Origin of the sequence: Prevotella sp. khp1 (assembly GCF_900102205.1) — a bacterium.
Taxonomy (GTDB): domain Bacteria; phylum Bacteroidota; class Bacteroidia; order Bacteroidales; family Bacteroidaceae; genus Prevotella; species Prevotella ruminicola.
In genome coordinates this window covers 184,150-197,992 of record NZ_FNJZ01000003.1, presented here as the reverse complement: position 1 = coordinate 197,992, position 13,843 = coordinate 184,150, and the positions used below count along the sequence as shown (strand labels likewise).

The window sequence follows — 13,843 nt, the reverse complement described above, 5'->3', positions numbered from 1 at the left end:
TGATGACTCATTGTGTCACAAACACTCTCCAACTGCCGTCCTTCTCGCCACGTTCTACATATCTCTTTTGAATCAACTGGTCAAGGAGTTTCTGTATCGCAGTCACGCTGATGCCAGTCAGTTCTTTCATATCTGCCAAAGTCAGTGTTGGCTCTGTACGCATTGCATTCAGGATCCTTGTATAGTTAGGTGTTCTGAACGCAATGCGTTCACCATCATACCACCACACATTTTCGTCTTTCTCGCTCACAAATAGTACATCATTATACACCTCCGTCGCTACCAGTTCATTGAAATACTTCATAAAAGGTCTGATGTCCTTAATGTCAGCATGTGCACCATCACTTGGCACTGGTCCAACTTCCATATCCGCCTGATGGAGGGCTTCAAGATATTCACTCTTTTTACGACTGCGTACCACAATCATTGGATAGTCATGGCGAGTTAGAATAAAGTTTACCATCAGTCTGGCTATACGCCCGTTTCCATCCTCAAATGGGTGGATACGAATGTATCTATAATGAAACAAAGCGGCCAGCTCCAAAGGCGAAAGCTTACCTTCTTGCTCTGCAGCATTGTACCAATCTACCAGATCTGCCATCATTCCTGGAGTCTCCTCAGGCGAGGCATATTCGAATCGGTCACCATATCGTGTTATTACGCTATTTGGGCGCGTCTTATACTGACCAGCATGGATCATATAACTCGTCTGCTGACCGCCAGGGAGATTACGATATACAGTATAGTTTTCCCTTAGCAACGTCTTATGTAGTGTACGAATGAAGTTCTGAGTCAGCGGCATCTCCTTCACAGATGCTTCCTCAGTCATCATTTTGAGCCCCACATTGCTGGCTGCCATTTCTTGCACGTCTCTCACATCAGCCTCCCCTATCACTTTGCCAAACAAAAGCAGAATCTCCGTCTGCCCATAGGTCAGTGTATTTCCCTCGATGTGGTTGCTGTTATAGTTGAAGTCTACAGTAAAGCGACGGCTAAGCCTATCCCTGTCTTTTTCTGACAGCGGCTGCAGAGCCTGCCATGCTGCCAAAGCTTTCTTAATATTCAGATACTTCATATACTCATTTTTATAGTTTGCTACATTTTTATGCCGCAAAAATACAAAAAGTTTTCAAAATGGTTATAACACTACAACCTTTTTTATATAATTTAACCACAAATATCGTCATAAGAACAAGTATCATACAGAATTTATCTGTTATACATATAATTTTAGCAAACCTTTCTGATTCTGATTTCTATCTTTGTTATCAGAATCACATCAATTCTCAAGACTATGCAAAAGAAAGTATTATTCCTACTCCTTGCCCTGATGATGGGTGCAGCCGTTCAGGCACAAGAGATTGAGAAGGTCGACAAGTTCCCTTCTGGTTATATCAATGGCGTCTATATGGGCGAGGCCAAATACAAGACCATCGACGGCGTACTCTACGCCGTAGGCTACGAGGGCACTAAAGACTGGATCCTCGTCCGCTACCCCGCAGGCAGTCGCAACGACACCTATACCGTCCACCCCTACTGCCGACGTATAGCCCGTGGTGCCTTCGAGGGAGCTGCCTATCTCCGCGAGATCTACCTGCCCGAGACGGTCAGCTACATCGGCGATAATGCCTTCGCTGGATGTACTTCGCTCACAGGCATCTACTTTGGCGATAGCGAGCCTTCGGCTGTACGTTCAGCCGATACTTCATCCAGTGGCGAAGCATACGAAATAGCCCGATACAACCTCTCAGGCCGCCCCTGCAAGCCCACCGACAAGGGTGTACAGATCATCGTCTACTCCGACTACACCACCCAGACCATCATCATCAACTAAACATCTTATGCACTGACGAGGATCTGACTGATTTTACTCCAATAGTAAAACGCCTCAGGATTACCACGACGAATTTTGGCCACTTCCTTGCTAATCACAGGGTTTATGGTCATATCTTTCACGTCGGCAACGTTGCCAGAATATTTATCAATTCTGTCCAAACCATATTGGATGACAGTAGCCAAATATGCAGCTTTTGCTGCATCACATATAGCCATATCTAAGGTATACCTACCTACGTAGATATGGCTTTTCAGTTTGTCTACACCTTCTTTCAACAACTCAAAATCATTGTTGGGATCTATCTTTCCTCGCGTTGCCAAAGCAAATGCGGTATTCCTGATGTCATCATAAACAATACTGAGGTCATCCCCCTTATCGCGATAAGATGATAACTCGACGATCGCTATCGACTTGAATGTCTCTGCAGTAGTATTAATATCCCCGACAACATCAAACAACCTGCCAACATCATGCAATTGCTTGGCAACGTTGATAGTAGAGTTATGTGTGCCTTTATAATATGGCACGCCACAGGTGTTTGGTGCAAATGCAGTCAACTTATCACCTAGGATATCGGCTATAGAAGGTACATGGATTATGGTCTCACTGCCATCGGTTTTAATGAATGGATGCGAAAGGATCTTGTCTTCTATCTGATGGTAGTGGTTGTCTTCGTAGAGTACATCAAGTAGAACAGAGTCCTCTATCTGGTCGGAATATACCACCTCAAAGAACGATTTGTAATGCCCCTTAGGGATATTGTTGTTTCTATTCTCGCGACGAATAACTTTACAATCCGTAAATCCATATTTGTCACTGTTTTGCAGATATTGTTCGATGTCAGTACCAGGAGGGCAAAGCACATCTATATCGATTGATAGTCTGCGAGCTTCACCACCTAAAATCAAAAGAAGGCTGGTTCCACCTTTAAATGTTAACGGACAGCCCTCTTTTACAAGCATTTCTAATAATGAGAAGGCACGTATCACCTTCTCTACTAATTCGGGATGTTTAAACTTATGTGAAGAACAGACCTTGTCAATCCATTCCTTATTAAAGCATTCTTTCTGTATCATTATTTATGGTTTCTAAATCTTTCAGTATGGAGTCTTTTGCATTTCTGCGGTCGGCATACCTGAGAAGCCGGTTTATGTTAACATCGTAATGGCTTATGGCTGTCCTCATCATCTCCTGATTCTCGATGCCATGCAGATAATAGTAGTCTGCATCTACCCTTGTATCAACAAGTAGTTTCTCAAGTGTAGGAACAGGCACCTTACCATCACATGTCAATGGAGCCTCTGTCACCAGTGGTTTCACAATGATGTTCTCTTTGCTAAAGTCGATGTATGTTGTTGCTATCTCCTTAGTTGGTGCCAGGAATAAACGTCCCTTGTACTTTGGTTGCAGCATGTCGAATACGCTTTGAGTTGTATCTCGATTTGTCTCAACATAGATGGTATTATTAGGCATCATGTTGTGCAACAACGGAGTAATGACATTGGCACTATATATACAAAAGTCAGCAAAAGGATATTGGCGTAACAATGATCGGTATAATGAACGAACCTTTGCATTAGCCTTTACCAGAAAAGTATTGGCAGATTGTATTGTGTAGATACCACGGCCTACTCTGCGCAACTTACCCATTCGGCATAGCTTGCCAAGATACCAACTGAGTTTTGCTCTCTCGATATCAGGAAACAAGTCCGTTGGCATACTGTCTACAGAGAACTGTTGCATACCCGACGCAAGGTTCATTATTCTGTCGTATACTCCCATCATTACAATAACTTTAAGACAACGCAAAGATAGTCACAAATCGGCAAATTTCCAAATTTTTGCCGTTTTGTGACCTAATATTTAATATTTATTAGCAGATAAAAACACATTAGCTTAACATATAATATGATAAAAAACATAATTCATACATATAAAATATTGCATCTTACAGATAAAATGCTTATATTTGCAGCAGGAAACTAATAAAACCTAAGATATGAAAATAATCTATTCACCAGAGTTTAACTCTACAAGCTACATCAACCTCCAACAACGCCAGGGCCAACTCCTTGGGCTGAAAGTATGTGGTTCGACCGAACTGCTTTCCGAACTCGAACTGCGAGCCGGCATTGCTGTTCAGGAGCTATCTGAACCAGAGCGTTTGGTAGCACATCATGATGCCATAAAGGAGAGCATAAAGAAAACGATCTTTGCTAATTCTTTTGCGATGGATGAGATTGGAGTAACCCGTCAGCTACTCAATTGGCGCGACAATTTGTTGATGGCAGGATGGAATCCTCAAGAACACCGATTTACCAAAAAGCTGGAAAACCTTGCAGCATTAGAAGAGGAAACGACACCAAGGTCTCAAGCTGATCGTTGGAAAAAAGTACATGAATATGTTAAGAATCATCGGCTTTTTAGCGAGAACGACAAGATAGAAGTTCATGCGTCTTCAGAATTGTTACCTTTGGTTATTCGTAATACACTTGATGAGCTAAACAATCAAGGTTTTGTAGAATATGTTCAACCCACCACAACTAATTCTGCATACAATCTGAAGGTTTATAAGTTTAAGACACGAACAATCGCCTATCAGTGGTATCTGTCTCAACCGGATGCCATTAAGGACATTGATGTTACTGTAAGCAATGATAATTGCATGCTTAATGACATGGCTATCTCGTTTAACAAGCCTGTAGTGAATTCAAAATCATCAGATAGCAACCCTCAGATACTTCAACTATTCAAATTAGGTTTATCCCTCTTTGCACGTCCATTGAATGTTTATAACCTTTTGTCCTATCTCCAAGTTCCTGGACATCCTGCAAAGGGTGTGGCCTTTCAGTTGGCCAAAGTACTTGCAGATGAAGGTGGTGTGAATGAAAAATGGGATGAAGTTATAGAAAACTACGATTTCACAAACGACAAAGATGAAGATGAACAAGAAGATTGTCTCTCTTTTATCTGCATGGTTAAGGAAGATTTTCAGTCAGATCATATTCCTGTAGAAGCAATCAAAAGCTATGCAAATGATTTAGCTCATTGGTGTGATAAACAAATCTTCTCAAAACATGTTAGTGACGAACGAAAGGCACAACTTATTGTTCTGTCCTCTTTCTGCCGGTCACTTGTTCAAACGCTAAAAGACAAGAAGACCGTTACTTCTGAGGAACTGATGGTGACTATTGATGGCATCTACCAGCCTCAATCGTTTACACATTTCAAGGCAGAAAAAGACTCTCCTGATTTCATTTCGTCTGTAACCCAAATAGCGGATCCTGTCGACAATGTATGCTGGCTTGGATGTGTAGGTAGTTCCTTATCTACTTATCCTTACGATTTTCTGAATAATGAAGAGATTGAGAAACTAAATGAGCAGGGGGTGTCCATACCATCTAAGACAGAGTTTTATTCACATTATCGTCAATTACAACTTGATGCACTCCAGAACATACGTCAGAATCTTATTCTAGTATGTTGGGAATATGATGGTAACGAGTTGCAGGAAGAACATCCACTACTGACAGAGTTTAAGTCCAGATATACTGACGAGCAATGGGCAAGAATCGTGGTGCAGAATGAGAAGCCTCATTTAGAAGAAAAGAAAGGAGAAGTTGTAAAACTCGACATTCTCCCAAACTATCAACTTGATGGCACACAGTTAAGGGCGCTCAAACGCGAAACTGAGAGTTATTCCAGCATCAGCACCTTGATACAGCATCCTTTCGATTATACTGTAGACTACCTCTTAAAACTTAGAGAACCATCTGTGGGGCAGTTGGATGACCTCGACACAACTAAGGGTAACGTAGCTCATCTCTTCATAGAGAACCTGGTGAAAGAGTTTGGAACCGAGATGCCTAATAAGTATAAGGAACTGACAGATGAGGAAAAAAACAGCAGAATTAATATTGCCATCAGTCAGAAAGGTGCCATCTTATTACTCCCAGAGTACAAAATGGAACAACAGCAGTTTGTCGACAAGTTGAAAGAGAGCGCATTGATTCTGGTTGACATCATTACTCAACTAGGTTTGCAACCCGTTGAATGCGAGGTAAAAATGAATGTTCAATTTGAAGATATAGGTTCCTTCGAAGCTAAACCTGATATGGTACTTCAGGAGACTAATAATCCGTCACATTACGTGATTTTCGATTTCAAGTGGTCAGAAAGCAGCTCATTCGAAAAGAAACTCAAAGAGAAGCGTGCTATGCAGTTGGAATTCTATAGTCAGGCAGCAACCATTCATTATCAGAAGCAAGATAAGAATGCAAAGATTGTTGGTACCGCTTACTATCTTTTCCCATTGTGCAAACTCTTTACGACTGTTTTCCCAGAGTCAGAGCATGTTGTCAATGTTGAGGTTGATTATGATGCGGAAAATCGCAAATTGTTTGAAGAGATTAAGAATTCATATATTTATCGCAGAAATGAGCTCAATAATGGTAAAGTGGAAGACAGTGAATTGTGTGCAATTGCAGAACTTCCTTATAACAAGGACACAAAAGGAAAACTTCCGCTCTACCCACTCGAGGGACAATATAAAAGAGAAAATGACAAAAAATGTCCTTACGTCAAAACTGATAAACCGGCATTTGCTAAGAAAGTTCCCAACTGGGGAGATAGCAAAGCCGATGATCGCGAAATCAAGACAACTCATTCAATTCTAAAAGGCAGACTATTATGAAAAATGTAACATATATCAACGCAGGAGCAGGTTCTGGAAAAACGACCGAACTGACTAAAATCCTGGCTAAGGAACTGTGCAAGAAAGATGGAAGAATAAAGCCATCAGAAGTTATTCTGACCACGTTCACCAAGCTTGCTGCTTCTGAATTTCGTCAGAAGGCACGTGAAGTCTTGTATGAGAAAATAAAGAATGAACCTGACAATGATACCAAGAAGCAACTATCCGATATCGCCAATCAGATGGACGCTGCAACTATTGGCGACGTCCATTCCGTCTCTTTGAGTTTTATTCAGAAATATTGGTATTTGGCTGGAATCTCTCCTGATGCGAAGGTGATGTCTGAAGATGACATGCAGATTTATATCAGCCAGTCATTAGGTAATTATGTTACTGATACTGATTTGGCTTTCTTTACAGAATATTGTAACTATTTTGACATTGACTATCCTCTGTTTTGGCAAGACGAGCTCTTAAGCGTTATTGAGAAAATCAACCATTACGATATTGATCTTAATGGTTGTATTGATATGAGTAAAAAAACGATTAATGCTATTTTTAATGAGAATGGGAACCTCAATGAGAAACTGTTGAAAGAGTTTCAAAACATCCTAACGGAGCAAATAGAATCATATAATGAAGATATAAAGAAAAAAGCCAAGGAGTTCCTTTCAGAAAAACCGAACTATCATGTTTTATTAAACATATATAAGGAGATAAGCGGAAACACGTTTCTAGGGGCTCAATCTCGCTTGACACCTTTTGTCGAAAAAATGAAAGGCGATTTTCAGGAATTTGTTAAAAATATCAAATCGGTTCTTCTGTCATCAAAGTCTACAGATAGTTGGAAATCGCCTCAAAAAATGATGACAACTATGGTTCAAACCATTTTCCGCATCGCATCTAATTGGAATGATGGTTTTAAGGCTTTTAAGGATCGTCGTCACATCATCGACTACAACGATATGGAGGAGAAGTTCTTAAAGTTGTTAGATACTAAGAATGTCTGCGAAGAAATAAAGGCTGATTATAAGTTGATGATGGTCGACGAGTTCCAGGATTCCAGTCCAATTCAGTTGAGCATTTTCAAAAAACTTTCCGATTTGATAGAACATAGTTACTGGGTGGGCGATCCCAAACAGAGCATTTATGGTTTTAGAGGAGCCGATGTGTCATTGGTGAATGATTTAATTAAGCTTTTTGATGACGAGAAAGAAAAAAAGAAGAATGGTTTAAACTTATATTCTCTCCCTAAATCTTATCGTTCTCGCAGAAAACTAGTTAACCTTGTTAATGGCTGCTTCACAAGGGCTTTCAATGGAATTATTAATAATGTAGAGTTGGAACCTGCTCGTCAAGATGAAGAAGGCCTTTCCGAGCCGTTAGCTCATTGGAATTGTTCTGGCAACATGAATCAGAACAAGGCATTCATCGAAAAAACGGCTGATCGTGTAAAACAACTTTTGGATAGTAATGTGAAGGTAAAGCCAAAGGGTGCTCAGTATGTTAGAGGCATTGAACCTGGCGACATTGCCATACTGTGCTTGAAGAATAGCGAATGCAAAAGCTATGCAAAAGCATTAGCTGCTCGCGGTATACCAGTATCATTCGTCAACGATGATATTTCTCAGCAGATTGAAATTCATTTGGTTATTTCACTCTTACAGCAAATAATAGAGCCCTCTAACAAGCATGTTAGGGCTGAATTGCTTCGATTGTTGAATGATGATTCAACGACAGTTATTCTGAATTCTCGATTGGATTATCTTTATAAACAAAGTCTGGAAAGAGAACAAGAAGAGAATCCTGACGACCAGAAGTTACCCGATGAATGGATGAACAATAATCCTCTGATAGAGAAACTGATAGCCTTTATGAAAGCAGGACGTGATTTCTCTGTCTCCGATTTGGTAGAGAACGTCATCTATGCTCTTTCACTTCCAGAAGTAGTCGCCAAGTGGGGCGAAAAAGAGATACGTCAACAGAATCTCAGTACTGTCAGAGCATTAGCAAGACAATATGATAGCCATTGTCAACAGATGGGCATTGGAGCATCTGTTGGTGGTTTTATCAGCTATCTCTCTTATGCTAAAGTTGAAAACAAAATAGATAATTCTATCAATGCAGTTAAGGTATTAACCTACCATAAATCCAAAGGCTTAGAATGGAATTATGTGATTATGGACTCTCTCTTTGATAACAAATTGAAAGATGACCATTTCGCACTATGGAATTATTGGGGAGTACGAGAAATGCGTTCGGAGGATAACGATCATTACGTGATTCAACACCTTCCCAGGATTATGAGTTCTATAACATACAAATCAACATTACCGCAGCTTTATTTGGACAATGTCATTCAACTCTCTTCGTACAAGGCGATTAAAGAGCGTGAAACCAACCAATTACGTCATCTTCTCTATGTTGGTATGACACGTGCGCGCGATTATCTGACAACATTGGGAAGATGTAGCAATGCCCGGAACAACAGGTCTATTCCTACTGCTTACTGGATAAAAAATGCCGGCATCTCTGAGGGTGTTATGAATCAGTCTTTGGGAGTTTTGTGGGGCGAGAAGAATCTAGATGGAAATCCAGAAGATATTACCAATATTCCTGAAGCTGACAAATCAAAGGCAACAGAATATAAATATTTTGATTACCCAGAGTTGATCATTTCTGAACGAGAGCCCAAATATATCTCTCCTAGCAAGCTGCCTCAGATTGAGTTTGCAAAAGAAAATATTGAGATTCTTGATAATCTCAAATGTCGCATCGAGAATTACGATACCGATGATACCAATCAGGCGGCTGCTGGTACTTGCATCCATAACATCTTTGCAGTCTACGACCCTACCCTTTCTCATGAAGAGAATGTGGATAAGGCCACTGACATTCGCAATGGCAACAACATGTACGGAATCATATCTGAGCCCGAAGAAGTTATCAATTCCATTGAGCATCTTTACGCATGGTTGGAGCAGACTTATGGCAAAGCCTCGTCTGTCAAGCATGAGGTTCCGTTCATTCAACCTCTACCTGGTCAGATAGTGCATGGAGAGATTGACCTCTTATGGTATCTTAACGAGAATGAGTGTGTGCTGATTGACTTCAAGAATTTCCCTGGTGACAGGGCAACCATCACGAATCCAGACCCTAAGAACGAGCATTATGCAGGTAAGTATGCCTCACAGCTAAAGGCTTATCGCGATGTACTCAAGGTCTCTGGAATCACCGTTAAAGATACCCTCATCTACTACTCTGTCATGGGTAACGTCGTCCGCCTCAACCTGTAGTAGAAGTCCATTAACATACAAACAGAGTAACCCTAACCGGTTGCTCTGTTTTTATTCATACATATTAACAAGGGCGGTTATTTTGGAGTCTTGGCATAATCTTTGCAATCGTAATCACGTATAATACTATTACCATATGACAAAGCAAACTACTATTATTCCTTCGTTTACCACGGTGCTCATCGATTTTGATGGCACTCTGTTCGACACCACTGTTGCAGATCGTTTCTCTGTCCGGGGGAAGGGGCTGCGCAGGTTCTCGCCAGAGTGGAGCAAGGCCCGCAGCCTATACCTTGAGAAAATCAGGCAGAGCCCGCTCTACGATGGTTGGGAGCAGGCACTCGAGTTCTTCAAAGCAAACAACATCCAAGCTGCCATCGTGTCGGGCAACAACGTTCAGGTGCAAAATGTGGCAATCAAAGCCAAAGCAGAAAAGTATCCTGTTCTGAAAGATGTTTTTCCCAAGCCCAAGGTCAATCGTATTGGCGGCACCATAAAGTCCGAGGGCGATCCTTCGCTCTTCCTCCATGCACTGAAACAGCTCAACGTTGCTCCTGAATACACCATAGCTTTCGGTAATCAGATGATTGATGCTAAATTGGCATCCATGGTCGGCATCAAGGCCTATCACTGTCTGTGGGGCGCCAGAGATGAGGAAAAAGAGCTGATGCTCGCCGACCCTGACCATGAGTGCATCACCTCCCCGCTCCAGATCATCGACCTGCTTCGCTAACCCAAGAGCACCCCTCACCGGTTGCTCTATTTTTTGTTATATGTATGATTTTCGGCTTTGATTTCCTGCCAAAGGGATAATTTTGTGGGTGTAAACATCAAAACATCACGAATATGACAAAGCTGAATTTTAACAAACTATTCGTCCAGCCGGTTGCCAAGTGCATCGTCTGTCTGGCTGTCCTGAGTATTACCAGTTGCGAGTGTCCATTCATGGAAGAGCGCAACAGTCAGTATTCCTCGTCTAAGGGCGACCACCTCACTGCCGACTTGTTGACTGGACTCTGGCAGTGCTATTACCCAATGTACGTGGGTGATGTGGAATTCAAAGAGCTCCGCATCTTTTCCGACGGCAAGGCCGACATCATTATGGAGGATGTGGGAGGCTCGGCTTACTATGCCGAAACCTTCGCTTGGCGCTACGACGGCCGATACATCACGTTTACTAAGGGCAATACAGTGTATCAGTTCCAGATCACCGGTTACCTCTGGCCCGAACTCTATCTCCACGACTCTCGCGGCAAGTACACATGGGCCTGGCGCCGACCTGAAGAATGCCTCACTCAATAATCATTTATACATATGACTTTAACCCTTACTTTCTCATCAAACGGTAAATTTGCCACCAGAAATAACCCATTAAAACACTACTATTATGCCACCAAGAAGATTGAAAATTCAGAAGCGAAGTACAAACCTTGATTTTGACATGCGCCCCGAGCGCTCCTTGTTTGATAATGAGGAGAAGGAGTACAAGGAGCCCGACACCTGGACCATCATCACCGCTATGAACCGTGTGCTCGACCAGGCACGCGGCTCCGAACTCACCGATGAGTTCTGGGAGTCGATTAAGAATCCCCTGGCTTTCCTGCGCGGCGAGCTGGGCATCAACGATATCCAGATAGTAGTACTGGCCATGCTCATCGAGGCTGGCGAACCCCTGTCGTGGAAGAAGATGGGCAACTACCTGAACTGCTCACGCCTGCAGATGATGACCTACACCGACGAAATCGAGGAGATGGTGCGCAAGCGCTGGTTCGTACGCCGTGGCACCCACGAGATAGGTGGTTTCTTCGAAGGCTTCGCACTGGCTCGCGGCCTTATCACCGCCCTGCGCCATAATCAGGTGTTCGTTCCCGAGAAGATCGACGGACTTACCGAGCAGCAGTTCGTCGACAAACTCGAGAGCCATATCTCCAAGGGCCTGAACGACCGTCACACCGAGTTCCGCGACGACGAGGAGTGGATGGTTGAGCTGTGCAAGGCCAATCCTCACCTGCCCCTCTGCCACGAGGTGCTGCGCTTCGACGATATCCACGTGCAGTCGCTGCTGCTCATGATTGTGTTCGACTATGCCCAGTGGGAGGGCAGCGACGGCGAGGGCCTCACCATGGAAACCATTAGCGACCTGTACCCCGAGGATTTTGATTGCAACTTCCTGCGCCAGAACCTGCGCGAGGGCATCCACCCCCTCATACAAGCCGGCTACATCGAGTACAAGTGCCGCGACGGCATGGCCGACAACGAGCAGTACAAGCTTACCCTCAGGGCCAAGCAGGAGCTGCTGTCGGCCTACAAGCCCAGTCACACCAAGTGCCGCCGCTATCAAAACAGCTACAACCGCATGCTTAAGAGCCACGACACCATCAAGCCCAAGGAACTGTTCTTCAACGACAGCGAGCAGCAGCAGATTGACCGCCTCACCTCTCTGCTCAGCATCGACAACTTCCCCAGCATCCAGCAGCGTCTGGAGGAGCAGGGCATGCGCAAGGGCTTTGCCTGTCTGTTCTACGGAGGCCCTGGTACCGGCAAGACCGAGACTGTGCTGCAGATAGCCCGTCAGACGGGTCGCAACCTCATGCAGGTAGACATCGCCGGCATGCGCGATAAGTTCGTAGGCGAGAGCGAGAAGAACATCAAGGCCGTGTTTGCCCGCTACCGCGAGATATGCCAGAATAGCGAGGTACAGCCCATCCTGTTCTTCAACGAGGCCGATGCGCTCATCAACAAGCGCACCGAGAACATCGAGCACTCTGTCGACAAGATGGACAACGCCATGCAGAACATCATCCTTCAGGAGATTGAGGACCTGGACGGCATACTCATCGCCACCACCAACCTCACCAGCAACCTCGACAGCGCCTTCGAGCGCCGATTCCTCTACAAGGTTGAGTTCCACAAGCCCGACACCACCGTGAAGAGCAAGATATGGCGCTCGATGCTGAAGGACCTGAGCGACCACGACGCCCAGCAGCTGGCCTCGCACTTCGACTTCTCAGGCGGACAGATTGAGAACATCGCCCGCAAGCGCACGGTCGACTACATCCTCTCGGGCCAGTACGCCACACTCGAGCAGCTGGAAGACTACTGCCGCGCCGAGCAGCTGGCCAACAACAAGTCTCGCCACCGCATCGCCGGCTTCTCCCTGCCAGGGGACAGGTTCCTGGCAGGAACAGATAAGCACCAATAACCTCCCTGCCAGGAACCTGTCCCCTGGCAGGGGTCGACAAACTATTGATAAAGTTATGCAATACACCAAAGTACAGATTAGTAACAGCATCGCCAAATTACTGGAGGAAGGCAGGAGCAACGACTATGCTCTTGACCTCTACCTCAAGATGCGCATGATGAACGACCTGGGCCCCGAGCAACCGTTCATCACCAAAGTACCCTTGCCCGCCGAAGTGCGTATACACCTGATGGGCAACGGTACAATCAGCGATTCCGACATCAAGCTGGAGCTGGCAAGCAGCAAGTACCCCAGTCCGCGACTGATAGTCAAGCTCTCGCCTGCCTGCACCCTCTACGCCGAGAAGGTACATTCGGCCATGCAGCTTACCATCAACGACAAGAACCACACCGTGATGTTCCTCAAGTCGTACCGCGCCGAGGATATCGCCCTGTGGATGATACGCCAGAAGCAGAGGTTGGCCGAATATATGAACGATTGGGATGTAGAATTGCAGACAGCCTACAAGAAGCTCAAGATCGATCATATGGCATTCCTCGGCATCCGTGCCATATTCGCCGATGCCATGAAGGACTACCCCAAGCTCAAGTATGTTGTCGTAGAGCAGAAGCGCCGTGCCAAAATCATGGTGCATATTCCCAACACCACCCTCGGTGTGTACATCTATGCCTGGTGGGGATCGTACAAAAAACAGCTTCCCCAGCAGATTGAGAGTCTGAAACTGCTCCTCGACGTTCATCGCAAAAGCAGCATCAAGAACTTCTTCATCCACCACAAGAAATAATCTTTAATGTTTAATCTTTAATGTTTAATCT

Annotated in this window: 10 protein-coding genes; 7 read left to right on the top strand and 3 right to left on the bottom strand. The window is 44.2% G+C overall.

The window, feature by feature from the left end:
- Positions 1-7: 7 nt before the first annotated feature.
- Complete coding sequence (locus BLR73_RS09845; RefSeq protein WP_255397372.1) at positions 8-802, bottom strand: Fic family protein; 795 nt, start codon at positions 800-802, stop codon at positions 8-10.
- 492 nt (positions 803-1,294) lie between these two features.
- Here BLR73_RS09845 and BLR73_RS09840 point away from each other — a divergent pair, with 492 nt between their 5' ends.
- The gene (locus BLR73_RS09840; RefSeq protein ID WP_091861598.1) at positions 1,295-1,834 is read left to right on the top strand and encodes a leucine-rich repeat protein; all 540 of its coding nucleotides are present in this window, start codon (positions 1,295-1,297) and stop codon (positions 1,832-1,834) included.
- Positions 1,835-1,839: 5 nt separating this feature from the next.
- Here the strand turns inward: BLR73_RS09840 and BLR73_RS09835 are convergent, their stop codons facing one another.
- Positions 1,840-2,913 (bottom strand): nucleotidyl transferase AbiEii/AbiGii toxin family protein, encoded by a 1,074-nt coding sequence (locus tag BLR73_RS09835; RefSeq protein WP_176763664.1) that lies wholly within the window; start codon positions 2,911-2,913, stop codon positions 1,840-1,842.
- The gene (locus tag BLR73_RS09830) at positions 2,891-3,622 is read right to left on the bottom strand and encodes a DUF6577 family protein (RefSeq protein WP_081353074.1); all 732 of its coding nucleotides are present in this window, start codon (positions 3,620-3,622) and stop codon (positions 2,891-2,893) included. Before BLR73_RS09830 ends, BLR73_RS09835 begins: the two co-directional genes overlap by 23 nt.
- A gap of 214 nt (positions 3,623-3,836) precedes the next feature.
- Here BLR73_RS09830 and BLR73_RS09825 point away from each other — a divergent pair, with 214 nt between their 5' ends.
- The 6 genes from BLR73_RS09825 (at position 3,837) to BLR73_RS09800 (ending at position 13,812) form a co-directional block, all read left to right on the top strand.
- Positions 3,837-6,530, top strand: coding sequence for a PD-(D/E)XK nuclease family protein (locus tag BLR73_RS09825; RefSeq protein ID WP_091861595.1), 2,694 nt, complete (start codon positions 3,837-3,839; stop codon positions 6,528-6,530).
- The gene (locus BLR73_RS09820; RefSeq protein WP_091861592.1) at positions 6,527-9,826 is read left to right on the top strand and encodes a UvrD-helicase domain-containing protein; all 3,300 of its coding nucleotides are present in this window, start codon (positions 6,527-6,529) and stop codon (positions 9,824-9,826) included. The genes BLR73_RS09825 and BLR73_RS09820 overlap by 4 nt, the downstream gene beginning before the upstream one ends.
- A 136-nt stretch (positions 9,827-9,962) precedes the next feature.
- On the top strand, positions 9,963-10,559 hold the full coding sequence (locus BLR73_RS09815; RefSeq protein ID WP_013065114.1) for an HAD family hydrolase: 597 nt from the start codon (positions 9,963-9,965) through the stop codon (positions 10,557-10,559).
- Positions 10,560-10,672: 113 nt separating this feature from the next.
- Entirely contained in the window at positions 10,673-11,128 is a 456-nt protein-coding gene (locus tag BLR73_RS09810; protein WP_091861589.1) for a hypothetical protein, read from the top strand.
- Positions 11,129-11,213: 85 nt separating this feature from the next.
- Positions 11,214-13,028 (top strand): ATP-binding protein, encoded by a 1,815-nt coding sequence (locus BLR73_RS09805; protein WP_091861586.1) that lies wholly within the window; start codon positions 11,214-11,216, stop codon positions 13,026-13,028.
- Between the two features lie 55 nt (positions 13,029-13,083).
- Positions 13,084-13,812 (top strand): hypothetical protein, encoded by a 729-nt coding sequence (locus BLR73_RS09800; RefSeq protein WP_091861583.1) that lies wholly within the window; start codon positions 13,084-13,086, stop codon positions 13,810-13,812.
- Positions 13,813-13,843 lie beyond the last annotated feature (31 nt).